This is a genomic window from Corynebacterium sp. HMSC06G04 (assembly GCF_001807365.1).
Classification (GTDB): Bacteria; Actinomycetota; Actinomycetes; order Mycobacteriales; family Mycobacteriaceae; genus Corynebacterium; species Corynebacterium simulans.
On sequence record NZ_KV788598.1, the window covers coordinates 164,460 to 188,946 of the forward strand.

At 59.8% G+C, this 24,487-nt stretch carries 26 protein-coding genes and 1 pseudogene; 17 read left to right on the plus strand and 10 right to left on the minus strand.

Going from position 1 to position 24,487, the window contains the following annotated elements:
* Positions 1-6: 6 nt before the first annotated feature.
* Complete coding sequence (yaaA, locus tag HMPREF3158_RS02595) at positions 7-747, minus strand: peroxide stress protein YaaA (RefSeq protein WP_070433238.1); 741 nt, start codon at positions 745-747, stop codon at positions 7-9.
* A gap of 31 nt (positions 748-778) precedes the next feature.
* Between yaaA and HMPREF3158_RS02600 the strand changes: the two genes are divergently transcribed.
* Complete coding sequence (locus HMPREF3158_RS02600; RefSeq protein ID WP_070497216.1) at positions 779-2,548, plus strand: proline--tRNA ligase; 1,770 nt, start codon at positions 779-781, stop codon at positions 2,546-2,548.
* Positions 2,549-2,972: 424 nt separating this feature from the next.
* On the opposite strand, the gene HMPREF3158_RS02605 is transcribed toward HMPREF3158_RS02600, so the two are convergent.
* Positions 2,973-3,308 carry a transglycosylase family protein gene (locus HMPREF3158_RS02605; RefSeq protein ID WP_070456422.1) on the minus strand — a complete coding sequence of 112 codons (336 nt, stop codon included), beginning with the start codon at positions 3,306-3,308 and terminating at the stop codon, positions 2,973-2,975.
* A gap of 208 nt (positions 3,309-3,516) precedes the next feature.
* Between HMPREF3158_RS02605 and HMPREF3158_RS02610 the strand changes: the two genes are divergently transcribed.
* A complete protein-coding gene (locus HMPREF3158_RS02610) occupies positions 3,517-3,894 on the plus strand; it encodes a DoxX family protein (protein WP_070456424.1) in 378 nt (125 codons plus the stop codon).
* On the opposite strand, the gene HMPREF3158_RS02615 is transcribed toward HMPREF3158_RS02610, so the two are convergent.
* The 3 genes from HMPREF3158_RS02615 to HMPREF3158_RS02625 all read right to left on the minus strand — a co-directional run bounded on the left by HMPREF3158_RS02615 (position 3,863) and on the right by HMPREF3158_RS02625 (position 5,308).
* Entirely contained in the window at positions 3,863-4,084 is a 222-nt protein-coding gene (locus HMPREF3158_RS02615; RefSeq protein WP_371326193.1) for a hypothetical protein, read from the minus strand. The two genes, HMPREF3158_RS02610 and HMPREF3158_RS02615, sit on opposite strands and share 32 nt — an antisense overlap.
* Positions 4,063-4,284 (minus strand): hypothetical protein, encoded by a 222-nt coding sequence (locus tag HMPREF3158_RS02620; RefSeq protein ID WP_070497218.1) that lies wholly within the window; start codon positions 4,282-4,284, stop codon positions 4,063-4,065. Before HMPREF3158_RS02620 ends, HMPREF3158_RS02615 begins: the two co-directional genes overlap by 22 nt.
* Before the next feature lie 136 nt (positions 4,285-4,420).
* Entirely contained in the window at positions 4,421-5,308 is an 888-nt protein-coding gene (locus HMPREF3158_RS02625; RefSeq protein ID WP_070497220.1) for a hypothetical protein, read from the minus strand.
* 37 nt (positions 5,309-5,345) lie between these two features.
* On the opposite strand from HMPREF3158_RS02625, the gene rimP reads away from it, so the two are divergent.
* The 9 genes from rimP (at position 5,346) to HMPREF3158_RS02665 (ending at position 15,043) form a co-directional block, all read left to right on the plus strand.
* Positions 5,346-5,912 (plus strand): ribosome maturation factor RimP, encoded by a 567-nt coding sequence (gene rimP, locus HMPREF3158_RS02630; RefSeq protein WP_061923141.1) that lies wholly within the window; start codon positions 5,346-5,348, stop codon positions 5,910-5,912.
* On the plus strand, positions 5,909-6,925 hold the full coding sequence (gene nusA / locus HMPREF3158_RS02635; protein WP_061923138.1) for a transcription termination factor NusA: 1,017 nt from the start codon (positions 5,909-5,911) through the stop codon (positions 6,923-6,925). Before rimP ends, nusA begins: the two co-directional genes overlap by 4 nt.
* A gap of 130 nt (positions 6,926-7,055) precedes the next feature.
* Positions 7,056-7,367, plus strand: a complete 312-nt coding sequence (locus tag HMPREF3158_RS12395) for a YlxR family protein (protein ID WP_082778614.1) — start codon at positions 7,056-7,058, stop codon at positions 7,365-7,367.
* Positions 7,368-7,531: 164 nt separating this feature from the next.
* A complete protein-coding gene (gene infB / locus HMPREF3158_RS02640; protein ID WP_070497222.1) occupies positions 7,532-10,381 on the plus strand; it encodes a translation initiation factor IF-2 in 2,850 nt (949 codons plus the stop codon).
* 346 nt (positions 10,382-10,727) lie between these two features.
* Positions 10,728-11,171, plus strand: a complete 444-nt coding sequence (gene rbfA, locus HMPREF3158_RS02645; RefSeq protein WP_061923135.1) for a 30S ribosome-binding factor RbfA — start codon at positions 10,728-10,730, stop codon at positions 11,169-11,171.
* 1 nt (position 11,172) lies between these two features.
* Entirely contained in the window at positions 11,173-12,165 is a 993-nt protein-coding gene (locus HMPREF3158_RS02650; RefSeq protein WP_061923132.1) for a DHH family phosphoesterase, read from the plus strand.
* Between the two features lie 77 nt (positions 12,166-12,242).
* Entirely contained in the window at positions 12,243-13,517 is a 1,275-nt protein-coding gene (locus HMPREF3158_RS02655) for an MATE family efflux transporter (protein ID WP_061923129.1), read from the plus strand.
* 30 nt (positions 13,518-13,547) lie between these two features.
* Positions 13,548-14,375, plus strand: coding sequence for a metallophosphoesterase family protein (locus HMPREF3158_RS02660; RefSeq protein WP_070497224.1), 828 nt, complete (start codon positions 13,548-13,550; stop codon positions 14,373-14,375).
* Complete coding sequence (locus HMPREF3158_RS02665) at positions 14,375-15,043, plus strand: 4'-phosphopantetheinyl transferase family protein (RefSeq protein WP_062038550.1); 669 nt, start codon at positions 14,375-14,377, stop codon at positions 15,041-15,043. The genes HMPREF3158_RS02660 and HMPREF3158_RS02665 overlap by 1 nt, the downstream gene beginning before the upstream one ends.
* A 44-nt stretch (positions 15,044-15,087) precedes the next feature.
* On the opposite strand, the gene truB is transcribed toward HMPREF3158_RS02665, so the two are convergent.
* The gene (gene truB, locus HMPREF3158_RS02670) at positions 15,088-15,981 is read right to left on the minus strand and encodes a tRNA pseudouridine(55) synthase TruB (RefSeq protein ID WP_062038554.1); all 894 of its coding nucleotides are present in this window, start codon (positions 15,979-15,981) and stop codon (positions 15,088-15,090) included.
* 37 nt (positions 15,982-16,018) lie between these two features.
* Between truB and HMPREF3158_RS02675 the strand changes: the two genes are divergently transcribed.
* The 4 genes from HMPREF3158_RS02675 (at position 16,019) to HMPREF3158_RS02690 (ending at position 18,838) form a co-directional block, all read left to right on the plus strand.
* Positions 16,019-17,044: a bifunctional riboflavin kinase/FAD synthetase gene (locus HMPREF3158_RS02675; RefSeq protein ID WP_070497225.1), complete on the plus strand. Its 1,026-nt coding sequence runs from the start codon at positions 16,019-16,021 to the stop codon at positions 17,042-17,044.
* Complete coding sequence (locus HMPREF3158_RS02680; RefSeq protein WP_061923117.1) at positions 17,045-17,977, plus strand: nucleoside hydrolase; 933 nt, start codon at positions 17,045-17,047, stop codon at positions 17,975-17,977.
* A 167-nt stretch (positions 17,978-18,144) separates the two neighbouring features.
* Complete coding sequence (gene rpsO / locus HMPREF3158_RS02685; protein ID WP_005528980.1) at positions 18,145-18,414, plus strand: 30S ribosomal protein S15; 270 nt, start codon at positions 18,145-18,147, stop codon at positions 18,412-18,414.
* Between the two features lie 109 nt (positions 18,415-18,523).
* Entirely contained in the window at positions 18,524-18,838 is a 315-nt protein-coding gene (locus tag HMPREF3158_RS02690; protein WP_061923115.1) for a DUF4288 domain-containing protein, read from the plus strand.
* Positions 18,839-18,851: 13 nt separating this feature from the next.
* Here HMPREF3158_RS02690 and HMPREF3158_RS02695 read toward each other — a convergent pair whose 3' ends face one another.
* Complete coding sequence (locus tag HMPREF3158_RS02695; protein ID WP_061923112.1) at positions 18,852-19,364, minus strand: CPBP family intramembrane glutamic endopeptidase; 513 nt, start codon at positions 19,362-19,364, stop codon at positions 18,852-18,854.
* Positions 19,365-19,520: 156 nt separating this feature from the next.
* On the opposite strand from HMPREF3158_RS02695, the pseudogene HMPREF3158_RS02700 reads away from it, so the two are divergent.
* Positions 19,521-19,721: pseudogene (locus HMPREF3158_RS02700) on the plus strand (hypothetical protein); the annotation flags it as partial.
* Positions 19,722-19,916: 195 nt separating this feature from the next.
* Here HMPREF3158_RS02700 and HMPREF3158_RS02705 read toward each other — a convergent pair.
* Both HMPREF3158_RS02705 and HMPREF3158_RS02710 read right to left on the minus strand, forming a co-directional pair.
* The gene (locus HMPREF3158_RS02705; RefSeq protein WP_049191763.1) at positions 19,917-20,705 is read right to left on the minus strand and encodes an ABC transporter permease; all 789 of its coding nucleotides are present in this window, start codon (positions 20,703-20,705) and stop codon (positions 19,917-19,919) included.
* Positions 20,705-21,421, minus strand: coding sequence for an ATP-binding cassette domain-containing protein (locus HMPREF3158_RS02710; RefSeq protein ID WP_049191761.1), 717 nt, complete (start codon positions 21,419-21,421; stop codon positions 20,705-20,707). The genes HMPREF3158_RS02705 and HMPREF3158_RS02710 overlap by 1 nt, the downstream gene beginning before the upstream one ends.
* A gap of 261 nt (positions 21,422-21,682) precedes the next feature.
* Here HMPREF3158_RS02710 and HMPREF3158_RS02715 point away from each other — a divergent pair, with 261 nt between their 5' ends.
* Entirely contained in the window at positions 21,683-23,923 is a 2,241-nt protein-coding gene (locus HMPREF3158_RS02715; protein WP_061923106.1) for a polyribonucleotide nucleotidyltransferase, read from the plus strand.
* 157 nt (positions 23,924-24,080) lie between these two features.
* Here the strand turns inward: HMPREF3158_RS02715 and HMPREF3158_RS02720 are convergent, their stop codons facing one another.
* Positions 24,081-24,467 carry a VOC family protein gene (locus tag HMPREF3158_RS02720; RefSeq protein ID WP_235597107.1) on the minus strand — a complete coding sequence of 129 codons (387 nt, stop codon included), beginning with the start codon at positions 24,465-24,467 and terminating at the stop codon, positions 24,081-24,083.
* Positions 24,468-24,487: the final 20 nt, after the last annotated feature.

Here is a 24,487-nt window from a genome sequence, read left to right on the forward strand (position 1 = left end):
TCGGTCCTAGGAGTCAAGCACGAGCACCAATTCTGGGGCGCGCTCGCTGCCGCGGATTTCCGTCTCCCACTCGGGGAAGCTTGCGGCGGCTGCGGAAAATTCCTCGAAGGTGGTTGGAAGCACCGGCTGGCTGAGCACGTGGCGGGCGAGTAGGCCCTTGTAGTGCTTGTTGAAGTGAGAGATGACCTTGCGCGAGCCATCAGGCTGAACCGATTCCACGCGAACCGTGGCCGCCGTCTTGAGCTTGCCCAGCTGCTGGTAGGTGCCAGAGCGCATATCGACCACCAGCTCATGGGCCGCGACTTCCTCCAAGGCCTCAGTGATCGCCTTACCCCACCAAGACTTCATAGTGTTTCCACTCAGCTTCGTTCCGCCGGAGAGACGATAATGCGGAATCAGATCATCGGCGCGGACGATGCCGAACAAGGCGGAGCCGATGGCTAGGTGGGAACGAGCGGCGTCGGAAAGCGTGGCGGCATCCAGCGCGTCATAAAGCACACCCGTATACCGTTCGATGGCCGGCAGGGTAGGAGAGCTATAAATTACCTGGTTGGCCTCGGCCTCCCCGCGGAGCTTTTCCGAGAGCTTTAGCTGAATCATCGCCTCATCCACCTCGAGAGAGGCAAGCGCCTGCGCGATCTCCTGGCGCGCCGGGTTCAGCGAGGGGAAGGACAATGCTCCGAAGTCGAGCGGGGCACCGGTGCCGCCGGGGGCTTTCGTCTCAGAAGGAGGGAGGAGAATGAGCATAGCTAAATACTAGCGGGGTAGAGTGCTAGGCATGATTACTCGCCTTTCGAATCTCTTCCTTCGCACCTTGCGCGAAGATCCGGCAGATGCCGAAGTAACCAGCCACAAGCTCCTCGTTCGTGCAGGCTACGTCCGCCGCGCCGCGCCGGGCGTTTACACCTGGCTGCCACTCGGCCTGCGCACCCTGTCCAAGATTGAAGACATCGTGCGCGAGGAGATGAACGCAATCGGCGGCCAGGAGATGCTCTTCCCGGCCCTTTTGCCGCGTGAGCCGTATGAGCAGACCCAGCGCTGGACCGAGTACGGCGATAACCTCTTCCGCCTGAAGGACCGCAAGGGCGCAGACATGCTGCTCGGCCCGACGCACGAGGAGATGTTCGCCTCGGCGGTAAAAGACATGTACTCCTCTTATAAGGACTTCCCGGTTACCCTGTACCAAATCCAGACCAAGTACCGCGATGAGGAGCGTCCGCGTGCGGGCATCCTCCGCGGCCGCGAGTTTGTGATGAAGGATTCCTACTCCTTCGACATGAGCGACGAGGGCCTGGACGAGTCCTACCAGCGCCACCGCAAGGCTTACCAGAACATCTTCAACCGTCTGAAGATTGATTACGCCATCTGCAAGGCAACCTCTGGTGCCATGGGAGGTTCCGCGTCCGAGGAATTCCTGGCTGTCTCTCAGGCAGGTGAGGACACCTTCGTGCGCGCCACGGAGGGCGAGTACGCGGCTAACGTTGAGGCCGTGGTTACTCCTGTGCCGGAAGAAAAGGCAATTGAAGGCCAGGCAGAGGCGAAGGTATACCAGACGCCTGATGCTGCGACCATTGACTCTTTGGTGCAGTGGGCTAACTCTGAAGGCATCGAGGTTGATGGACGTGCGGTGGAAGCCGCTGACACCCTGAAGTGCATGGTTATCAAGGTGGCACAGCCTGCGGCAAGCGAGGAAGAAAAGGAATGGCAGCTAGCTGCTGTTCTGATTCCGGGCGACCGCGAGCTGGACGAAAAGCGCCTTGAGGCCTCCCTTGAGCCTGCCGAGTTTGAGCTGGCCGGTGACGAGGACTTCAAGAAGAACCCATTCCTGGTTCGCGGCTACGTGGGCCCGCGTGCGCTCAACGCAAACGACGTGAAGGTTTATGCGGATCCGCGCGTGGTGAAGGGCTCTTCCTGGATCACTGGTGCTGATGAGGCTAATCACCATGTGGTGGGCTGTATTGCTGGCCGCGACTTCGAGGTTGACGAGTTCATCGAGGCCGCCGAGGTCAAGGAAGGCGATCCGGCACCGAACGGCATGGGCACCCTGACCCTGGAGCGCGGTATCGAGCTGGGCCACATCTTCCAGTTGGGCCGCAAGTACACCGAGGCATTCGATGTTCAGATCCTGGATGAGAACGGCAAGCGTGCGGTTCCGACCATGGGCTCCTACGGCATCGGTATCTCCCGCATGATGGCTGTGTTGGCCGAGCAGATGGCCGACGAGAAGGGCCTGCGTTGGCCGGTTGAAGTTGCTCCTTTCCAGGTGCACGTGGCTGTGGCGAACAAGGACGCCGCTGCGCTTGAGGCAGGGCAGAAGCTGGTCGAGGACCTAGATGCTGCTGGCATCGAGGTTCTCTTTGACGACCGTCCGAAGGTATCTCCGGGCGTGAAGTTCAAGGACGCTGAGCTGCTGGGTATGCCGTTCATCGCCATCCTTGGCCGCTCGTTTGCCGATGGCATCATCGAGCTGCGCATCCGTGGTGGCGAAACGCTTGAGGTGCCAGCTGAGCAGATCGTGGACAAGCTCTTGGAGCTCGTGCGCGGTTGAGGCGTGCCGTTAGAGTGCGCTGTTGGCGCGTGCTGTTAAGAGCGCGCTGTTAAGGCGCAGGTACCGCTGTATGTAAATAAGGCTTCCAATCTTGTGATTTGGGGGCCTTATTTGCATATATAAGTACCTGGCAGTTGGGGTCACTCCGGCCGCGCGGGTTCGCGGGGCGTTTCCGTGTGGGGTGGTGCGGTTTGTGGGGTGCGGTGCGCTTTGTGGGGTGCGGTGCGCGGGGTTGAGGTGAGCCGCTAGAGGGTGAGTACCGCTCTGTGTAAATAGGGCAGCTGTTTGCCGTGTTTTAGGCGGCCTATTTGCACACAGAAGTACGTTGATGGGGGATGCAAAGCGGTGGGTTGCTGTGGATACGCGAAGGCCCTGCCCCTTTCGGTTCGAGGGGCAGGGCCTTATGGCACGTATGAGTGTGGCTTTAGTAGCCGCCTACCGGGCCACCACAGTTTGGCCAAGCACCGGCACCCTGGGTAGTCAGGACCTGCTCGGCAACAGCAATCTGCTGCTCTTTTGTTGCCTGGTCAGCGGTTGGGGCGTGCTGCTGGCCGCCGAAGCTGCTCCAGGTCTGTGCATTGAACTGCAGGCCACCGTAGTAGCCGTTGCCCGTGTTGATCTGCCAGTTACCACCGGACTCGCATGCTGCAACCTGTTCCCATGCGGAGGCCGGGGCAGCGTTTGCGGCAGGTTGCGCCAGTGCGGCAACGCCCATTGCAGCGGCAGCGGACAGGGTTGCAAACTTCTTCTTTGAACGCATTGAGAAAGCTCTCCTTCTCTTTGTGTCATTAAAGGAACACCCACGCGGTATCTCCGGTGTGTCCATGGCCAACCAACGTAAAAGCGGTGGGAGGGCCCTCGCAATGAAATGCGTCGTAAAGTTTGCTGCTCATTGTCTGGCCGCTACTCAGTAAGCCTTAAGCGGCTGTGGGCTCGGTGGAGAAAACTCGGCGATGTAGAGTCAGGGCATGGCTATTGATTGGAAGCGTGCCCGTGCCCTTACGTTTGGCTCTGTGATGCTAAGCATGGGCACGCTGCACTTTGTGAAGAAGGAAGAATTTGAATCCATCGTGCCGCCGCGTCTGCCAGGCGGTGCGCGGTTCTATAACTATGCCTCAGGTATCTGGGAGCTGGCCACCGGTGCAGCAGTAATTAATGAGCGCACACGTTCCGCCGGCGGCTGGTCCGCAGTAGCACTGTTGCTCGCGGTATGGCCCGCCAATATGTATCACGCCCGCAAGGATTGGAATCAATCCTCCACGGGAGTAGGTAAGAAGCTCTATCACGTGCTGCGTCAGCCAGCACAGTTGCTGATTATTCGCGAGGCGTTGCAGCTTGTGCGCTAGCGCTGTTCGTAGCAGCCCGCTTTAGGTGTGCGGGCCACCAGAACTTCTCGCCGAGGATCTGGACCAAGGCCGGTACCAAGACGGTGATGCCGAGCTGCGCCAGGACTACCAGCGGCAGCACGCCCAATGTGGCGAAGACTGCCGCGAGCAGGATGCCAGCGGAGGTAATCACGCCGCCCGTCGCGGACAACGCACTAAGGATGCCGCGGCGGGTATCGGATCGGGCATCCTCGCGGCCGCGGATTCTTCGTCAGCTAGCTGGGAGTCGGGGCCGCCTACCAGTACAGAGCCCTCGCTGCGGGTGCCGGCGTGCTCACCGAAGTACTCGCGCAGCTGGGTGACCTTGTCGGCGCTTTCGGTAGAGGTCCCGGCCGTTACCTGGACTGGCACGATGGCTGAGTTGCCGTCCTTGCTAGGGATGAGCGAGCCATCTAAAGTGGCGTATTTTCTGGTGAGACACCCTGGCCATTGTAAAAGCCCAGCCTTAAGGCGGGGCCCGAAAACTTGTTTAGGGATTCACGCTTTTCTATAAACCGCGGGATTGGGCAGCAACGGCGATGAGCCAGTTGCGCCAGGCCACGCGTTCCTCGCCCTCGGCAGTGGGGGCGGCGGCTTGTGACGCGGCAGAAGACCACTCGAGGGAGTCATTCCACCCCAGGTGGTCGACGAAAGCTTGGGCGGAAGCAGCGTCGCTAGGCAGCGGCATTTCCTCAGGCGTTGGCTCGTAAGCGGGAGCCGGTTGGGGGACTTCGCCAAGCGGAGCGAGTGACTTTTGCAGCGCTGCGATGCGTTTTTCGTGCATCTCGAGGCGGTCATCGATGTTTTCTTCCATCGACGGCGCGGCGTAGGAGCGGGCGAAGTCCAGGCCGTAGACCTGCTCGTATTCCCATTCCAGAAGCTCTCGGGCGCGGGCGGCTTCGCTGGGTTCAAGCTCCGGGGACTCCGGCAGCTGGGAAGGCTCCCACGCGTCCAAGATGATGGCCTGGTTGGTCACCAGCGCGCGGGACTCCGCGCTGACCTCGCTCAGGGCGTCGCGGGTATGCACCGCGGCTTGGTCCATGACTTCGATGACATCAATATTTTCTGCGGCCGGCTCTTGGTCGGCGGCCTGCGGGTCGCGCTGGACCTCGCAGGAGCGCGGGGCAGCGCCTTTCTCGTTGCGGCCGCAAAGCCGCTCGACCTCGGCATAAAGGGCGTCGGCCTGCTCGGAGCGCAACTGCGAAGCGTGGGGATCGACCGCAGCGAGCTGCTGCGCGTCCGCGTCGGCGCTGCGGCCTAAGCCCACGAGTGCCTCATCGGGACGGGGGCCAAAGTAGTCGACGATGGAGTCGACGGCTTGGCATCCGCTCAGCGCGGGCGCGAGTGCGCCAAGGGCGGTAAGCGTTGCGATGGGGGCTAGGGCACGGCGGTTCACGCAAAAGACCTTACACGTAACAGTTAGGCTAGAGCGCATGGCTTTTCCAGATGCAGAACAATTAACTGAACTACTCCAACCATTGCTGGAGCCCCGCGGACTCGACGTGGAGGACGTAAAGACCACCAAGGCGGGAAAGAAATCCCAGGTCATCATCCGCATCGATGGTGATACGCGCCCGAGCTCCGATGTCCTGGAAGAAGTCTCCAATCAGATCTCCCAATTCTTCGATGCCAAGGAAGAATCAGGCGAGTTGAACTTTGGCGCAGGCTACACCCTGGAGGTCTCTACCCCGGGCGTCGATCTGCCATTTACCGCCCCGCGCCACTGGCGCCGCAACCGTGGCCGCCTCGTCGCATTTGAAACCACTCCGGGCCAGACCGAAGTGGCTCGTATTGGTGCGCTTTCCGCGGATGAGGCTGCGGTAGCGCTTATCACTACGGTGAAGAAGGACGTCCAATTCCGCATCGAGCGATTGGAAAATATCCACCGCGCGGTGGTAGAAATTGAATTTGCTAAACCTTCTGCGGACGAGCAGGAGGCAGCGCAGCAGACGTTTGAATACGCCGAGCAGAACTCGGCAACCCGAGAGGATGAAAAGTGAATATTGATCTAGAGGCACTCCGTACGATCCAGAACGAGCGCGGCGTCCACGTCAAGGACCTGCTCGAAGCGATCGCGAGTGCCTTGTTGTATTCGTACCTGGATTATCGCAAGCAGTCGGCAGAAACCAAGGCGGAGGGCACCAAGTCCCGCGTAGACATCGACGCCGACACCGGTGCAGTTTCCGTCATCGTTACGGAGACCGACCTGGAAACTGGCGAGACTTTGAGCGAATACGACGATACGCCAGAAAACTTTGGTCGCTTCGGTGCGCAGGCAGTGCGCGAGGCCATCATCCGCAAGCTGCGCGAGGCAGAAGCCGAGCAAACCTATGAGTCCTATTCGGAACTGACTGGGCGCGTCGTATCCGGCGTCGTCCAGCGCGATGTGCGCGCCAACGAGCGCGGCGTCGTTGTGGTCCAGCTCGGTACTGAACTGGATTCCCAGGACGCTATCTTGCTGCCCGCTGAGCAGCTGCCGGGTGAGAAACTCGAGCACGGTGACCGTATCAAGGCATATGTTGTGGGAGTTACCCGCAACGGCGCGCAGGTGCAGATCACCCTTTCGCGCACCCACCCGGAGCTGGTGCGCGGCCTGTTCGAGCTGGAAGTCCCTGAGGTGGGCGACGGCACCGTCGAGCTCGTGGCCATCGCGCGTGAGGCCGGACACCGCTCCAAGGTGGCAGTGGTGGGCCACGCTAAGGGCCTTAACGCCAAGGGCGCCTGCATTGGTCCACGTGGCCAGCGCGTCAACAACATCATGCGTGAGCTCGGCGGCGAGAAGATCGACATCATCGACTACAGCGAGGACCCAAGCGTCTACGTGGGCAACTCCCTGGCACCGTCCAAGGTTGTCCGCGTTGAGGTCATTGACCACGAAGCACAGGTTGCGCGCGTGACCGTTCCGGATTACCAGCTGTCTTTGGCAATTGGTAAGGAAGGCCAGAACGCTCGCCTGGCGGCGCGTCTTACCGGGTGGAAGATCGACATCCACTCCGATGCAAAATCCAACTAGTAGTCGGGCTGCACTGGGATAAAGGTACTAATTAAGGTTCTGCCAGGTTTTCGCGTAAGCTAGATAACGGCCCACATGCAGAAAAAGCTGTGGCGTTTTTCAGGTAAGCACGAAAACGTAAGGGAGTTGGATGTCACTGAGACAACCACAGTCAGACCCTCACGTACGTATTCGTACCTGTATTGCTACGCGCCGCCGCTTTCCCGATACGCAGCTATTGCGTGTTGTCGTTGACCGCGATGACCCAAGCGGCCGGCGTGTCGTGGCGGATCCGCGGCGCCGCCTTCCCGGAAGGGGAGCCTGGATTAGCCCGGAACTTTCTGCATTAGAGCTGGCGGAGCGCACCCGAGCATTTCGGCGCGCGCTTCGGTTATCCACTGACGTGGATACAGGTCACGTACGTGAGTACCTGGAGAAGCTGGCGAAAGCCGGCGAATCATAGGTGCATTCGTGAAGGCACCGCGTCTTCACGAGCCAGAGTTAAAGGAAGACCGAACACTGATGAGCGCACGACGATGAAGCATCAGCGATGAAAGTCCATAGCCATTAACTAGGGGTCAGGCCACTTCCAGGCCTTGACTCCTAGTAACGATCACAAGGAGACAAGTGCCCGGAAAGCTACGTGTTCACGAGCTCGCAAAGCAGCTCGGAGTAACCAGCAAGGAACTACTCGCCACGCTCAAGGAGCAGGGCGAATTCGTCAAGACTGCTTCTTCTACCATTGAACCTCCAGTGGTAAAGAAGATGCGCGCCCACTACGAGGCGCAGTCCGGCGGCGAGAAGCTGGCCGGTGAGAAGTCGGCAGAGAAAAAGCCTGCCGCAAACAAGGCTGCCAAGGACGCTAAGTCAGCTAAGGCTGCAGGCGCTGCCAAGGCAGAAAAGCCTGCAGCTAACGCGCCAAAGCCAGGCGCACCGAAGCCAGGCGTCCCGAAGCCGGGAGCTGCTAAGCCAGGTGCAAAGCCTGCCGCAAAGGATTCCGCTTCCGCACAGGCAGAGCAGAAGTCCGCTGCCAAGCCAGGCGCCCCGAAGCCAGGTGCTGCCAAGCCGGGCCCGAAGGGTGGTCAGAAGCCACAGGCAAACGGCGCGGACAAGTCCGCTTCTAAGTCTGCCCCGAAGCCGGGCGCAGAACGTCCAAACCCAGGCAACGCTATGCCTCGTCCAATGCCGAAGCCGGGCGGCACCCGCCGCGTGGCCAACAACCCGTTCTCCACGGGTGGTGGCGAGGGCGGCCGTCCAGGACCACGTCCGGGCGGCTCCAAGGGGCAGCGTCCTGGCGGTAAGCCAGGCGATAACCGCGGCGGCAAGGGCGGCGGACGCTCGGGCCAGGGCGAGGGCAACCAGCGTCAGGGGCAGGGCGGCGGTCGTCGTCCATCGCCGGCCATGATGCCTTCGCATCCAAACCCGGCAGCCATGCCGTCTAAGTCCTCCAACGGTGGCGGCGGTGGCCGCGGCCGCGGTGGGCGTGGCCAGGGTGGACCAGGCGGTCCAGGTGGCCCAGGCGGCTTCCGCGGTGGCGGACGCGGCGGACGTCGCGGCGGTACCGCAGGTGCATTCGGTCGTCCAGGTGGCGCACCGCGTCGCGGCAAGAAGTCGAAGCGTCAGAAGCGCCATGAGTTTGAAGAGCAGCAGAAGCATGAGGTAGGCGGCGTACGCCTGCCTGACGGCAAGGGCAAGACCATTCGTCTGCGCCGCGGTGCTTCCTTGGCTGACTTCGCAGAGAAGATTGGTGCAGATCCAGCAGCATTGGTGCAGGCACTGTTCAACTTGGGCGAGATGGTTACCGCAACCGCTTCCGTTTCCGAAGAAACACTGCAGCTGCTCGGCGCTGAGATTCACTACGACGTTCAGGTCGTCTCCCCAGAGGACGAGGACCGTGAGCTGCTCGAGTCCTTCGATCTGAAGTTCGGTGAGGACGAAGGTGGCGAAGAGGCGCTGGAGAACCGTCCTCCAGTCGTTACCGTCATGGGTCACGTTGACCACGGTAAGACCCGCCTTTTGGACTCCATCCGTAAGACCAACGAGCGCGAGGGCGAGGCCGGCGGCATCACCCAGGGCATCGGTGCATACCAGACCACCGTTGAACTGGAAGATGGCGAGCGCACCATCACCTTCCTGGATACCCCGGGTCACGAGGCGTTTACCGCTATGCGTGCACGTGGTGCGAAGTCCACCGACTTGGCAATCCTGGTTGTCGCAGCAGATGACGGCGTTATGCCGCAGACCGTTGAGGCAATCAACCACGCCAAGGCTGCGGACATCCCAGTTGTGGTTGCAGTCAACAAGATCGATAAGCCAGAGGCTTCCCCAGACAAGATCCGTGGCCAGCTCACCGAGTACGGCCTGGTGCCGGAGGAGTACGGCGGCGACACCATGTTCGTCGACATCTCTGCAAAGCAGGATCTGCACATCGATAGCCTGCTTGAGGCAGTCATCCTGACTGCTGATGCAGCGCTTGAGCTGACTGCTAACCCAGAGATGGACGCACAGGGCGTTGCCATCGAGTCTCACCTCGACCGTGGCCGCGGCCCGGTTGCCACCGTCATCGTCCAGCGCGGTACCCTCCGCATTGGTGACTCCATCGTCGTCGGTGACGCTCACGGCCGTGTCCGCCGCATGCTCGACGAGTTCGGTAACGACGTCGAAGAGGCTGGTCCGTCCCGACCGGTTCAGGTCCAGGGCCTCAACGGTGTTCCGGGTGCCGGCGACAACCTGCTCGTGGTGGAAGATGACCGCGTGGCACGCCAGATTGCTGCACAGCGTGATGCTCGTAAGCGTTCCGCTCTGCAGGCAAAGGCTCGCAAGCGCGTTTCTCTCGAGGATCTGGATGCAGTTCTCAAGGAGACCTCGACCCTCAACCTCATCCTCAAGGGCGACAACGCCGGTTCGGTGGAAGCCCTGGAAGATGCGTTGTTGGACATCGAGATCGACGACGAGGTACAGCTCAACATCATCGACCGTGGCGTTGGTGCTGTAACCCAGACCAACGTCTCCCTGGCAGCGGCTTCCGACGCAATCATCATCGCCTTCAACGTTCGCGCTGAGGGTAAGGCAACTGAGGAAGCTAACGCCGAGGGCGTGGATATCCGCTACTACACGATTATCTACCGCGCCATCGAAGAGGTCGAGGCTGCTCTCAAGGGTATGCTTAAGCCAATCTACGAGGAGCGCGACACCGGTGCTGCGGAAATCCGCGCGCTGTTCAAGTCCTCCGCTGTCGGCACCATCGCGGGCTGCATGGTCACCGAGGGCAAGGTCAAGCGCAACGGCAAGGTCCGCCTCGTTCGCGATGGCAACGTCATCACTTCCGACGCCAAGATCGAGTCCTTGCGCCACGAAAAGGACGACGCAAACGAGATCAACGCCGGCTACGAGTGCGGTATGGTCCTGTCCTACCCAGACATCCAGGTGGGCGACCAGATTCAGGCCTACGAAGAGGTCGAGGTTCCGCGTACCTAGTCCGCAAGCAGTGTAAATAAAATCGCCAGGTGTTTCCCCGCTGGGGAAGCCCTGGCGATTTTATTTGTAGCTTCTGCTGAACCTTAGTGTTTCAACTATCCAGACCGGTTTAAGACAAGTTGGGTTTGCTAATGCGTGCCTTGTTTAGCAGAGAAGCTTGCGTGAGTTCAGCCCTTTCGAGGCAGCTTGCTGCTTTGTTCGGAGCATCGGCATGAAACTCATTTAAAGGATGGGGCATGACGCTTCCTCTTTCTGCTGCAGGACATGTATGCGGAGTAATGTAAGATGAACACGATTTTATAGATCTTGGTAGAGATCGCTAGTTCGACGGAGAAGGAGTTGCACCATGGTTGACCACGCTCGTGCTGCACGAATGGCCAAGCGTATTCAGGAAATCGTGGCGAGTGCTATCGAACGCGAGATCAAGGATCGTCGCCTCGAGATGGTGACCATCACCGATACTCGCGTCACGGGTGATCTCCATGATGCCACCGTTTACTACACCGTGCGCGGCAAGGACATCGACTCCGAGCCAGACTTCGACAAGGCAGCAGAGGCACTCAACCGCGCGAAGGGCCAGCTGCGCAAGATTGTGGGCGATCAGCTCTCCGTGCGCTTTACCCCGACGCTCGCCTTCGAGGTCGATACCGTTCCGGAAGCTTCCGCCCACATGGAGGATTTGCTGGAGCGTGCCCGCGCCCGCGATGCCGAACTTGCCAAGCTGAAGGCCAACGCGAAGCCGGCTGGAGACGCAAACCCATACAAGGATTCCGATCGGGAAGAGGCCTAGGGTGCGCCGCGCTGATTATCAAGGCGCCGCCGACGCCTTGATAGAAGCGAGCAGCATCTGCATCATTACGCACCTGCGCCCCGATGCGGATGCTATCGGCTCTGCCGCCGCGTTGAACCTGGCGTTGCGCCAGCGGGGCAAGCAGACCCGCACCGTCATCGGCCAGGAACGCCCGTTTTCGAACAATCTCTTCACCATCCCTGCCGCCGACGAGATTGAGCTCGTCAACACCCTGCCAAAAGGCTATGACCTTTATGTCACGGTGGACTGTGGTTCCATCGACCGCACCGGCGCTCTCATGGGGGAGTTGGAGAAGATGGCGGGCACCGGCCGGGTACTGTGCATCGACCACCACGCATCGAACCGCGGTTTCGGTTCCATCAATCTGATTGATCCGGAGTGCGAGTCCACCACTGTGGTGCTTCTCGACGTCCTCGATATGCTCTCCGTGCAGATCGATCGTGGGATTGCGCATTGCCTTTATGCCGGTCTGGTTACCGACACCGGCAGCTTCCGCTGGGGTCGGCCAGTCATGCACGACATCGCTGCCCGCCTGATGTTCTATGGGCTCGATACCAAACAGATCGCAGTGGATCTGATGGACTCCAATACTGCCGACGACGTGCAGATGGTCGGCCGCGTGCTGTCTGGTCTGCGCATCATCGAGGCCGGCGAGCACCGCCTCGGCACGCTTATTGTGCCCGTTGAGGAAGTACAGTCGCACTCCGATTCCGCCGTGGAATCCATGGTGGACTTCGTTCGCGCGCTCAAAGGCACCGACATGGGCGTGGTGTTCAAAGAGCAACGCGCGGGAGTCTGGGCGGTATCGCTGCGTTCTTCCACCGTTAACTGCGCGCAGGTGGCGCTCATGTTCGACGGCGGCGGGCACATCCCGGCGGCCGGCTATACGGCCCTGGGTAAGCCAGAAGAAATCATTGCTCATCTCGTCGACGCACTTGCCAATTACGACGAAGAAAATGCTGTAGGGGAGTAACCATCACGCGGCGCGAACAGGACAATGCTTCGGCAGAAGCAGAAGATACTTCGAAGCCAGGTAAGGCAGTCACCCGCGTGAGCGCTGGTGAGGTATTTCGCCTCGCGTTTCCGGCGCTCGGCGTGCTCGCTGCCATGCCGCTCTACCTATTGCTGGATACGGCCGTGGTGGGCCGCTTGGGCGCGCATCAGCTGGCCGCACTTGGCGCTGCGGCGACCATCCACACGGTTGTCACCACCCAGCTGACCTTCCTTTCCTATGGCACAACCTCACGCGCCTCGCGGCTTTTCGGCGCCGGTAAAAAGGACGAGGCCGTAGCCGAGGGCGTGCAGGCTACCTACGTGGCCATCGGCGTGGGCATGACCCTGGCGGTCATCATGTGGTTGGGCGCAGGGCACTTTGCGCGCTGGCTAACCGGCAATCCAGAAACTGCCCAGGACACCGCGTTGTGGCTGCGCATCGCCGCCTTCGCTATCCCGCTCAATCTCATCGAGATGGCAGGCAACGGTTGGATGCGCGGCGTCCAAAACACTGTAAAACCGCTGCTTTTTACCCTGGCCGGCCTCATTCCTGGCGCCATTGCTGTGCCAGTATTCGTCCACCAGTGGGGCCTTGCCGGCTCCGCCTGGGCCACGGTGCTGGGCATGGCGATCATGGCCTCGCTCTTCCTGTGGGAACTTCACCGTGAGCACGTGGGCTCCTGGCGGCTGCAGTGGGGCGTCGTCAAGCGCCAGCTCGTGTTGGGCCGCGATCTCATCGTGCGCTCTGCCAGCTTCCAGGTGGCCTTCCTTTCGGCCGCCGCCGTGGCCTCCCGCTTCGGAACGGCCCAGCTTGCCGCGCATCAGATCATGATTCAGCTGTGGAACTTCCTGTCGCTTGTGCTGGATTCTCTGGCCATCGCCGCCCAGGCGCTGACCGGTGCGGCGCTCGGCGCGGGCTCGGCCAAACATGCGCGCAGCGTCGGAACCAAGGTCACTTTCTACTCCACAGCCTTTGCGCTCGGGCTCGGCGTAGTCCTAGCCCTGGGCATCGGCATCATTCCTTCACTGTTCACCACCGATGCAGTGGTGCTCGAGGTCATCCGGCTGCCGTGGCTCATCATGATTGCCATGGTGGTTCTGGGAGGCGTGGTCTTTGCACTCGACGGCGTCCTGCTCGGCGCCAGCGATGCCGCCTTCCTACGCACGCTGACCGTCGTTTCGGTGCTCTGCGGATTCCTGCCCGGCGTGTGGGCGGCCTACGCCTTGGGCGCGGGCCTGCCCGGCGTGTGGTGCGGCCTTGCGCTGTTTGTTTTCATCCGTTTCCTCGGCGTGGTCTATCGCTTCCGCTCGATGCGCTGGGCTGTGGTCTAACCTGAAGGAGAACGAAGAAAGGAGCACGCCATGGCCACCTTATGGGCGGTGTCAGATCTCCACGCGGCAGTGCGCGCTAATTCCAGCCGCATCGATGAGCTTTACCCGGAAGATCCTGCCGATTGGCTCATCGTGGCCGGTGACGTGGCCGAGCGCACCGAACTCGTACTGCGCATCCTCACTAAGCTTTCGCGGCGCTATGCCAAGGTGATCTGGGTGCCGGGAAACCACGAGCTCTTCTCGCGTTCCCAAGATAGGTGCCAGGGCCGCGTCAAGTATGACGAGCTGGTGGAGGGCTGCCGCGAAATCGGCGTGGTGACTCCGGAAGACCCATATCCCGTCTTCGGCGGGGTGACCATCGTGCCGCTGTTTACCCTTTATGATTACAGCTTCCGCCCACCCGGCACCACCGTCGAGGGTGCCCTAGAACGCGCCCGTGAACGCCAGATTGTCATGACCGATGACTTCGCCATCGCTCCCTTCGTCGACGTTCGCGCCTGGTGCTGGGATCGCCTTGCCTATTCCATCAAGCGCCTTTCCCGGGTAAGTGGGCCTACGGTGTTGGTCAATCACTGGCCGCTGGTTCAAGAACCCACTCTGCGCATGGCGTGGCCGGAAATCGCCCTGTGGTGCGGCACTCGCCATACCCACTCGTGGGCGCGGCGCTATAACGCGCAGGCGGTCATCTACGGTCACCTGCATCTGCCCGGCCGCACCAACGTCGATGGGGTAGACCACATCGAGGTCTCACTGGGCTATCCCCGCGAGTGGGAGGCGCACGGACATCTCCAGCAGTGGCCCTATCCGGTCCTACACAGTGATGAGCCTGCGTCCTCGGCGCTTGAGGAGGTGCGCTAATGCTGGAACCACACCTGTTCCCAGATACCGCCCGCTACTGCTACGTGCGCACCGACGCTGCGCTTACGGATTTGGTGAATTACACGCAGCTGGATCCGGAGGAGCAATCCTTGGTCTCCCAGGCAGTTGACGTGCGCAAGGCGGAATTCGGAGACGCCCGCTGGTGCGCGCATCGCGCTTTGCAGGAGCTGGGCTGTGCAAGTCAGGAGCCCATCATGCGCGGCGAGCGGGGCATGCCGCTGTGGCCACACGGCTATACCGGTTCCATGACGCATACAGAGGGGCTGCGCGCGGCGGTAGCGGCTCCGATTAAACATGTGCGCTCCATGGGCCTCGATGCCGAACCCGCCGAGCCATTGCCCGATCACGTGCTGACCATGATTGCGCGCGCAGGGGAGATGGCGCAGTTAACGCAGCTTGCCGACGCCGGAATCGCCTGCCCCGATCGCCTCTTGTTCTGCGCCAAGGAAGCCACATACAAGGCGTGGTTTCCCATGACACATCGCTGGCTGGACTTCGACCAGGCAGAGATCGACCTGCGCCTCGATGGCACCTTGATCTCCTATATCTTGGCCCGGCCGACCCCCGTGCCGCTGATTAGTGGCCGCTGGATTATCCGCGATGGCTTCGTCATCGTCTCCACGGTCGTTCCCGCGGTGGGCTTTTAGTGGTGGGCTTTTAATAGCCCACCTTTAATAGCCCACCTTTACGCTTAAAGCGTCGACGGGCGGGCCACGAAGATCGTGGCCAGGCGCTTTCCTTTTTCCTTGATGAGCGCAATCGAGCGACCATCAGGATCTACCGCCGCATAGGTGCCCTTTAGCCGGCGCGGCTCGAGCCATTTGCCCATGGCGAGCGCCTTTGCCTCGTCTTCGGTGACCTGAAGGACAGGGTAGGAGCGGGCGAGCGCCTCGTCGAGGCTAAGCGATAGGGCCGGAGCGTCAGCGAGCTCGTCGAGGGTGCGGGCGTCGTCAAGCTTAAATGGCCCCACCTCCGTGCGGCGCAGGGCGGTGAGGTGACCGCCCACGCCGAGCGCCTCACCTAAGTCGCGGGCGAGGGAGCGAATATAGGTGCCAGACGAGCAATCAACGGTGACGTCGAGGTCCAGGTACTCACCTTCGATGCGGTGGGCGAGGATGTCGAAGCGGCCGACCGTAACCGGGCGGGCGGGGATTTCTACCTCTTCGCCCTCGCGCACGCGCTCGTGGGCGCGCTTTCCGTCGATCTTGATTGCAGAGACCGCAGCGGGGCGCTGCATGATGTCACCGGTGAGAGCTGTGACCTCTTTATTGACCTGCTCCATATCGAGTTCGCTTGCAGGCTCGCCCCAGGTGCGCTCGCCCTCGGCGTCGTCAGTATGCGTCGCCATGCCAAGGCGAATGGTGGCGTCGTAGGACTTGGTTGACGCGACCATGTGCGCGAGGAACTTGGTGCCGCGTTCCAAACCGACCACCAAAACGCCGGTGGCCATCGGGTCGAGGGTGCCTGCGTGGCCCACCTTGCGGGTGTGAAATATGCGGCGGAGGCGGCCCACCACATCGTGTGAGGTCATGCCTTGCGGCTTGTCCACTACCACCAGGCCAGAATTTGCGAGCGCATCAGTCATGCCCTGCAGTCTATTCCACGCCTCGCCGTGCATTAGCATGGTGGCCGTGGATATTTGGTACGGAATCGACAGCATCCCCGGTGACTTTGGCCCGACTGCGGTGACCATCGGTGTCTTTGACGGCGTACACCGCGGCCATCAGCAGCTGATCAATAATGCGGTGAGCTTCGCGCGCGCAAAGGAATTGCGCACGGTGATGGTGACTTTTGATCCGCACCCCGTCGCGGTCTTCCTCCCGGAGCGCGCGCCGCTGTCCGTGGTGACGTTTGAGCGCCGCCTGCAGCTGGCGGAAGAGATGGGCATCGATGCGGTGCTCGTCATCGACTTCACCAAGGAGCTTGTGGGCACGACTCCGCAGCACTACGTCGAAGACCTGATTGTGGGAAAGCTGCATGCGCGTCACGTGGTCGTGGGGGAGAATTTCACGTTCGGTGCGGGCGCGAGCGGCACGGCGGACGCGATGGTGGAGTTCGGTAAAACCCATGGCTTTAGCGTCGACGTGGTGCCGTTGCTTGACGACGCCGGGGTGCGAATCTGCTCCACAAATATCCGCGCCAACCTGGCGAAAGGTGAGATTTCCAAGGCTAACTGGGCTCTTGGCCGCCACTTCTCAGTGACTGGCCCGGTGGTGCGCGGTGCCGGGCGCGGCGGCAAGGAGCTCGGTTTTCCCACCGCCAATCAGTACTTCCCGGATAGCGTGGCTATTCCGGCCGATGGCGTCTATGCGGGCTGGTTCATCCTGGAGCCGGCTGAGGCGCCCGTCGAGGGCAACATGGACCACGGCGTGGCTTATGCGGCGGCGATCTCCGTGGGCACGAACCCGACCTTCGGCGACGAAGAACGTTCCATCGAGTCCTTCGTGCTGGATCGCGATGCCGATCTCTATGGGCACGTGGCCACGGTAAAGTTCGTGGATCATCTGCGCGACATGGTGAAGTTCAACTCGGTAGAAGAGTTGCTGGACGCGATGGCTGCAGATGTGGCCAAGGCGCGTGAGGTCCTCGCCGAGGATGCTAAGGCATGCGGTTGGGAGAAGGACGAGTACTTTCTGCAGGAGGGCTAAATGAAGGTCATTTTGGATCTTGATACCGGGATCGACGATGCTCTGGCGCTGGCCTATGCGCTGGCGCACCCAGACCTCGAGCTCATCGGCGTGACAGTGACTTATGGCAACGTACCTGTGGAACTGGGCGTGCGCAATACCTTGGTGCTGCTGGAACTGCTCGGCGCGGGCGACGTCCCGGTCTTTGCCGGTGCGCAGCCGGCGGGATTCCAGGTCAAGCCCATTTCCGCATTCATCCATGGCCGCAATGGCATTGGCGACGTCCTGCTTCCGCCGCCGCGCGGGCAGGTACAGCAAAAATCCGCGGTGGAGTTTCTGTGCCGGGCGGCGCGTGAACATGGCGAAGACCTGGTGATTATCCCGACTGGGCCGTCCACCACGATTGCGGCGGCGCTGAAAGCTGAACCGGCACTCGCGGATACTCGCATCGTCATGATGGGCGGCGCCCTGACCGTGCCGGGCAACGTCACCACCTGGTCTGAGGCCAATGTGGCGCAGGACCCCGCTGCCACGGACTTCCTCTTCCGCACTGCACGCGATGTCACGATGGTGGGCTTGGATGTTACGCTGCAAACGCTTCTGACCACTGCGGAGACACGGCAGTGGCGTGGGCTCGGTACGCGGGCCGGACGCGTTTATGCGGACATGCTCGACTATTACATCCGCGCCTACGCCGCCATCGAACCGGACCTGGGCGGTTGTGGCCTGCATGATCCGCTCGCGGTGGCCGTGGCGGCAGACCCTAGCCTGGTCACCTGCTTCGATACCAACCTGGCCTGCGAAACTACTGGCACGACCCCTGGCCGCACCATCGGCGACGTTGCCAGGATGCAAGAACTACACAAGGCTGCCCACGTGGCAGTAGATGTGGATGCCCCGCGTTTTGTGGCCGAGCTGATGGACAAGCTCGATTCGCTTCTGCAACAGCATTAACGTGCAGAAAGTGGCGTGCCTTCCTGCGGATTGTGCCAAGAAGCCGCAGTTTGGGTTTGGGGCAGAAAAGCTGTTAGAGTTATCCCTTGGCTTTGTGACTGCGGTCCGCAGCAGTTAAAGGCGCTAAGAATTTCATGCGGACTGAAATACAATAGGAGAAATCCAACATGGCTTTGAGCACTGAGAAGAAGGCAGAGATCCTCAAGGAGTACGGCCTGCACGAGACCGACACCGGCTCCCCAGAGGCACAGATCGCTCTGCTGACCTCCCGTATCAACACCCTGACCGAGCACCTGAAGTTCCACAAGCACGATCACCACTCCCGTCGTGGTCTGCTGCTGATGGTCGGTCGTCGCCGCGGCCTGCTGAAGTACCTCGCAGCTAACGACATCGATCGTTACCGTGACCTCATCTCCCGCCTGGGCCTGCGCCGCTAAGCCTTTCGGTTGCTTTCAAACCCCGTCTTCGGACGGGGTTTGTTGCGTTTTTGAGGCCGTCTCGATCACGCATCAGGTATCGCGGCCCCAGAGACGGTAGCTTGGCACCATGGAACCTTATATCGGCATTGTCGTTTTTGAACTTGAATCGGTAGAGCCCAGTGAGCCGTCGTATTTCCGGGAAGATTTTGTCCTCGTCCGTGCCACAGACGACGATGAGGCGCGCGCGAAGGTCGAGGCGCTGGCGCGTAGCCAAGAATCGGCAGAGCATCCCACGAGCGTGATGCGCCACATCGTGGATGTCGCGCCCGCACTCGACGGCACGGTCGAGGGAGACGTGGACCTCTACGCGCGCCACTTTGCGTCGCTTGAGGACTATGCGCGCTTTGAAATGATGCTGGGAGGGCGCGACCCGTTCGCCTAGTCCCGAGCGTGGGCTACACGAGGAGCACTGCCGTGAGGATGTTGATGGTAGCGTGCACGGCGGCGCCGGGCCATAGAGAAGCACTTTTCTCGCGCAGCCAACCCATGGCGAAGCCGGTGGCAATCTGCAAAACAAAGAGCGGGATGAGGCTGATATCCAGCATGGCCAGCGGTAGGTGGATGAGGCCGAAGAGGAGGCCCTGCACTGTAATTCCCGCGCCGGCATTCCAGCGCTGGGTGATAATTCCTTGTAGAAAACCGCGGAAGAAGATTTCTTCGCCCACCGCGCGCAGCGCCATCGCAAGGAATCCCATTGCCGTTGTTGCAGTCGTGGTCTGCGCGACAACCTCCGCCGGCGCAGGCAACAAAGCGAGGTAGCTCAGCACCAGCAATACGAGCAGCATCACCGCTGCCCACGCCCACCCGCGCGCCCATGGACGTCCCAGTCCGCAGACGGCGACTGCCGGCTGGCGGCGGAGGAGAAGGTAGATGAGTGTGGGAAGCGACCACAGCAACAACATGACCATGGTTTAAGTCTAAGTCTGTACCGCGATTCGGGGAGCGTGATGTTCGACATAATCCCAGGAAAGCTGCTGAAATCGCTACTCGTTGTAGAAACCTAACCATTTTTAACCGGCGGCACCGATGATCACCAAAGAAAACTCCAAAGGAGAACGACTTTAATGAGCGCTAGAAACGCTGTTGAGTTCAACATTGATGAAGAATTCGGTATCACCGAAGCAATCGCCACTCTTGACAATGGCGATTTTGGCACCCGCACCATCCGTTTTGAGACTGGCCAGCTGGCTCGTCAGGCGGGCGGCTCTGTCACCACTTACCTGGACGAGGACACCATGCTCCTGTCCACCACCACCGATTCCAACTAGCCGCGTGAGGGCTTCGGCTTCTTCCCGCTGACCGTGGACGTCGAGGAGCGCAGCTTAGAGTAGAGATAAATCCTCAGTCCAGTTCCTGGGCTGAGGATTTTTGCGTTAGTTGGACCGGTCAGATTTGGTGAGTGCCGACTTAAAACTAAGCTCCGGCACAAAATTCATGTGTCGGAGCTTGTTTATTTCTGATTAGGCCACGTTCCGTGCGGAGCGCTTGAAGAAGTAATGGGTTAGACACAAGAGAATAAGGGCAGTTACCACCCAAAGGAGCGCGTAAAAGCCTTGAGCGGTCCAGAAAGCAGTATTTGGATAGAATTCGAGGAGCGCCTTTCCGCTATCAAGCGGGGTCGAAGAGATGGTGTTGCCCGGAACTAAGTTGAAAGACTCATCCATGCCAGCTTGATTCACTTCGCTGCGCTCGACGGGCAACAAAGGGTTTAGCCAAGAAGCACCCGTTGTGCCGATCACCAATCCTAACGCGAAGGTAATAGCGACGCTAGGGATCGACTTCTTAAACAAGATGCCGGCTAATGCAGCAACAGATACGAGCACAAGCGTAGCTAAGGTGGGGTAGATGCCATGACCAGCGATGTAGGAGTAGCTCATCATATTTTCATGAGGTCCCAAACCATTCGCTCGAAGCTGGCTGACTTCGACGATTCCCCATACGAGTAATCCAAAGATCACAGTTGAGGTAAGTGGGCTGATCATCCTGCAAATGAACAATTTGGAAGGTGAAAAATCCTGACCCAATGCCCAAACTATTGACTTTGATTCGAACTCGCGGGAAAAGAGCGCGACCGCCCAAACAATGCCTGCGAACATGGGCACGATTCCGGCCAGCATTTCGGTCATGCCCAAATAAGGCTTAAATTTCACTTCATAAGCCGCTAGAAGGCCCAGTAGAACTAGGATTCCGGCGCAAGCTAGCCAAGCAGTTCTGTCGATACGAAAATAGTGCGTAGCTACCTTAAGCATTAGATTCCTTCTTTCGTGAGGTGGTCCAAAACGAACTTCTCAAAATCGCCGTGCTCCTCATTTTCAATTGTTTCTCGGGGAACCGAAACTAAGAGCTCTCCATGTTCAATAACCCAAAGATGCGAAAGAACAGGGGATAGGTCAGAAACGGTGTGTGAAGAAACAAGAATTCCAACGTTTTCTTCTTTCGCTGCGTATTCGAGAAGCTTACGAACCCAAATCTTTACGACTGGGTCGAGATCTGCCATCGGTTCGTCGAGAACCATAAATCTTTTCCCGCGAGCTAACGCAATAATCAATGCCACTTGGGTGTGTTGACCACCTGACAGCTGCGAAATCTTTGCGTTCATCGGAATCCGAAGCGAGGTGATTTTTTCAGTTGCCCAGTCGAGCTTGAAGTTTTCGTTTAAGTCTTTTGCCAATTGAACATGTTGTTTGACCGTAATCCCGGTGTAAAGCGGACGGCCTTGAGAGACAAAAGCTACCGATGACGCTGCGTTGTCAGTTTTCGGATCATTATTAGACGCTATCGAAACAGTGCCGGAAGCGGCGACGAGATTTCCAGTAAGAACCGACATGATTGTGGACTTTCCGGCGCCATTTCGTCCTACCATGGCGACAATTTCGCCGGATTTGAGTTCTGCAGAGAAGTTATCGACGACAACTGTTTTCCCTCGGGATATTTGTAGATTCTTGGCTACGAGTGAGCAAGCCATTTTTCTCCTTAAATAGTTTTTCTAATAAGGATTACCATCTACTGGTAGCCAGCACAGTTCAATCTAATTGGTGAGTGCTATCTAACAGCCGCGGACAAACCCTACGGCTCTTGAAAGCTTGTTTCACCCGCTTTGTAGACGAGCGTAGTCGCGGCAAAAGCGCAGGATATCTGCTAGGATTGTGCAACGTTGTCATAGACAAATTTTTGAGAAGGCGGCACCGATGATCGCCAAAGAAACCTCCAAAGGAGAACGACTTTAATGAGCGCTAAGAACGCCGTTGAGTTCAACATTGATGAAGAATTCGGTATCACCGAAGCAATCGCCACTCTTGACAATGGCGATTTTGGCACCCGCACCATCCGTTTTGAGACTGGCCAGCTGGCTCGTCAGGCGGGCGGCTCTGTCACCACTTACCTGGACGAGGACACCATGCTCCTGTCCACCACCACCGCCTCCAACCAGCCGCGTGAGGGGTTCGACTTCTTCCCGCTGACCGTGGACGTCGAGGAGCGCATGTACGCAGCCGGCAAGATTCCGGGCTCCTTCTTCCGCCGCGAAGGCCGTCCCTCCACCGAAGCCATCCTGGCCTGCCGCCTGATCGACCGTCCACTGCGCCCGACCTTTGTCAAGGGCCTGCGCAACGAGGTGCAGGTCGTTGTCACGGTGCTTTCCATGGCGCCGGAGGAGTACTACGACGTCATCGCCATCAACGGTGCATCTGCTTCCACCCAGCTTTCCGGCCTGCCGGTATCCGGCGCCGTCGGCGGCGTGCGCATGGCGCTTATCGCTGATGACAAGCATCCAGAAGGCCAGTGGGTTGCGTTCCCGAACCACGAGCAGCACGAGCGTGCGCTGTTCGAGATGGTCGTCGCCGGCCGCATTGTGAAGAAGGGCCGCAAGGAAGACGTTGCCATCATGATGGTCGAGGCAGGCGCCGGCATCAATGTTGCAGAGCGCATCAAGGAAGGCGCACCGGCACCGCAGGAATCCACCGTTGCCGCAGGCCTTGAAGCAGCAAAGCCATTCATCAAGACCCTTTGCGAGGCGCAGGCAGGTCTGGCTGAGCGCGCTGCTAAGGAAACCCAGGAGTTCCCGCTCTTCCCGCCATACACCGATGACGTATTTGACGCCGTGGAAAAGGCAGCCTCCAAGAAGCTGGAGAAGCTGATGACCATCCCCGGCAAGCAGGACCGTGACGACGCTACCAACGAGTACATGGAGCAGGTCGAGGCGGATCTCCTCGAGAAGTTTGAGGATGAGGATGCCTCCAAGCAGATCCGCGCTGCGTATAACGCTGTCATGAAGGCCATCGTGCGCAAGAAGATCCTCACCGAGGGCTTCCGTATCGACGGCCGTGGCGTCACCGACATCCGTGACTTGGGCGTTGAGGTTGACCTCATCCCACGCGCACACGGTTCCTCCCTTTTCGAGCGCGGTGAGACCCAGATCCTGGGCGTTACCACCCTGGACATGCTCAAGATGGAGCAGCAGATCGATTCCCTGACTCCGGTCACGGGCAAGCGCTACATGCACCACTACAACTTCCCGCCGTACTCCACCGGTGAGACCGGCCGCGTTGGCTCCCCGAAGCGCCGCGAGATCGGCCACGGTGCTCTTGCCGAGCGTGCCCTGCTGCCGGTCATCCCTTCCCGTGAGGACTTCCCGTACGCCATCCGTCAGGTTTCTGAGGCGCTAGGCTCCAACGGTTCTACTTCCATGGGCTCCGTTTGTGCTTCCACGCTGTCCCTGTACAACGCTGGTGTGCCGCTGAAGGCCCCGGTTGCAGGTATCGCAATGGGCCTGGTTTCCGGTGAGGTAGACGGCAAGGAGAAGTTCGTCGCTCTGACTGACATCCTGGGCGCCGAGGATGCATTCGGTGACATGGACTTCAAGGTCGCAGGTACCTCCGAGTTCATCACCGCGCTGCAGCTGGACACCAAGCTCGATGGCATCCCGTCCAAGGTCCTGGCTAAGGCACTGGAGCAGGCTCGCGACGCCCGCGCCACCATCCTGGAGACCATGGCTGAGGTCATCGAAGGACCAGACGAGATGTCTGGTCTGGCTCCGAAGATCACTTCCGTGAAGATTCCGATCAACAAGATCGGCGAGCTCATCGGTCCGAAGGGCAAGACCATCAACTCGATTACCGAGGAGACCGGTGCTGAGGTCTCCATTGAGGAAGATGGCACCGTCTACATCTCTGCTGCCACGGGCGAGGCTGCCGACGCCGCGATCGAGAAGGTTAACTCCATCGCTAACCCGCAGCTGCCGAAGGTCGGCGAGCGCTTCTTGGGCACCGTCGTTAAGACCGTAGCCTTCGGCGCGTTTGTCTCCCTGACCCCAGGCCGCGATGGCCTCATCCACATCTCGAAGCTCGGCGGCGACGAGCGCATCGAGAAGGTCGAGGACGTCGTCAACGTCGGCGATAAGATTCAGGTCGAAATCGCAGACATCGACAACCGCGGAAAGATCTCCTTGGTTCCAGTCGAAGAGGCTTAAGGCTTCAGGCTTTAGGCCTTATGACCTAAAGCCTTGAGCATTCCAAAATAGAAAATCTCCTCCGCTCAACATCTGCTTAAAGTTTAAGCTGGCGCTGCTATTGCGGCGTGAAATGTTGAGGGAGGAGATTTTTGTGTCTTGTTAGTTTTGAAAGGCTTTAATGCTTGAGCTGGACTAGCTGAATCAGGTTGCCCACTGTGTCGTCGAAGATGGCAATGATGGAAGGGCCGACGTCGGTTGGCTCCATGGTGAACTCGACGCCCTTTGCGCTGAGCTTTTCGTACTCGGCCTGCACGTCCTCGCTCATGAATTGGGTGAGCGGAATGCCATCCTTTTTAAGAGCCTCGGTAAAAGGAGCTGCTGCTGGATGGCCCTTGGGCTCTAGCAGGAGTTCGATGTCGCTGCCGTCGGCTAGATCGGAGGCGTTGGTGACAGTGAGCCAACGGAAGTCGCCGTGCGTGACATCGTCTTTAACCTTGAATCCCAAGGTGTTGACGTAGGAATCGTGGGCGCGAGCGACGTCGTCGAAAAGCACGGAAGCAATCTAGATACGCATGGCACAAA

What these genes read in the sequence shown, in the direction of transcription:
- HMPREF3158_RS02715 (WP_061923106.1), top strand. Translation starts at nt 21,683, where the DNA reads ATGAGCGCTAAGAACGCCGTTGAGTTCAACATTGATGAAGAATTCGGT.
- HMPREF3158_RS02675 (WP_070497225.1), top strand. Translation starts at nt 16,019, where the DNA reads ATGGTGGCCGTGGATATTTGGTACGGAATCGACAGCATCCCCGGTGAC.
- HMPREF3158_RS02710 (WP_049191761.1), bottom strand. Translation starts at nt 21,421, where the DNA reads ATGGCTTGCTCACTCGTAGCCAAGAATCTACAAATATCCCGAGGGAAA.
- HMPREF3158_RS02665 (WP_062038550.1), top strand. Translation starts at nt 14,375, where the DNA reads ATGCTGGAACCACACCTGTTCCCAGATACCGCCCGCTACTGCTACGTG.
- HMPREF3158_RS02705 (WP_049191763.1), bottom strand. Translation starts at nt 20,705, where the DNA reads ATGCTTAAGGTAGCTACGCACTATTTTCGTATCGACAGAACTGCTTGG.
- HMPREF3158_RS02680 (WP_061923117.1), top strand. Translation starts at nt 17,045, where the DNA reads ATGAAGGTCATTTTGGATCTTGATACCGGGATCGACGATGCTCTGGCG.
- HMPREF3158_RS02610 (WP_070456424.1), top strand. Translation starts at nt 3,517, where the DNA reads ATGGCTATTGATTGGAAGCGTGCCCGTGCCCTTACGTTTGGCTCTGTG.
- HMPREF3158_RS02690 (WP_061923115.1), top strand. Translation starts at nt 18,524, where the DNA reads ATGGAACCTTATATCGGCATTGTCGTTTTTGAACTTGAATCGGTAGAG.
- HMPREF3158_RS02660 (WP_070497224.1), top strand. Translation starts at nt 13,548, where the DNA reads ATGGCCACCTTATGGGCGGTGTCAGATCTCCACGCGGCAGTGCGCGCT.
- HMPREF3158_RS02605 (WP_070456422.1), bottom strand. Translation starts at nt 3,308, where the DNA reads ATGCGTTCAAAGAAGAAGTTTGCAACCCTGTCCGCTGCCGCTGCAATG.
- HMPREF3158_RS12395 (WP_082778614.1), top strand. Translation starts at nt 7,056, where the DNA reads ATGTCACTGAGACAACCACAGTCAGACCCTCACGTACGTATTCGTACC.
- rbfA (WP_061923135.1), top strand. Translation starts at nt 10,728, where the DNA reads ATGGTTGACCACGCTCGTGCTGCACGAATGGCCAAGCGTATTCAGGAA.
- HMPREF3158_RS02695 (WP_061923112.1), bottom strand. Translation starts at nt 19,364, where the DNA reads ATGGTCATGTTGTTGCTGTGGTCGCTTCCCACACTCATCTACCTTCTC.
- HMPREF3158_RS02600 (WP_070497216.1), top strand. Translation starts at nt 779, where the DNA reads ATGATTACTCGCCTTTCGAATCTCTTCCTTCGCACCTTGCGCGAAGAT.
- rimP (WP_061923141.1), top strand. Translation starts at nt 5,346, where the DNA reads ATGGCTTTTCCAGATGCAGAACAATTAACTGAACTACTCCAACCATTG.
- rpsO (WP_005528980.1), top strand. Translation starts at nt 18,145, where the DNA reads ATGGCTTTGAGCACTGAGAAGAAGGCAGAGATCCTCAAGGAGTACGGC.
- truB (WP_062038554.1), bottom strand. Translation starts at nt 15,981, where the DNA reads ATGACTGATGCGCTCGCAAATTCTGGCCTGGTGGTAGTGGACAAGCCG.
- yaaA (WP_070433238.1), bottom strand. Translation starts at nt 747, where the DNA reads ATGCTCATTCTCCTCCCTCCTTCTGAGACGAAAGCCCCCGGCGGCACC.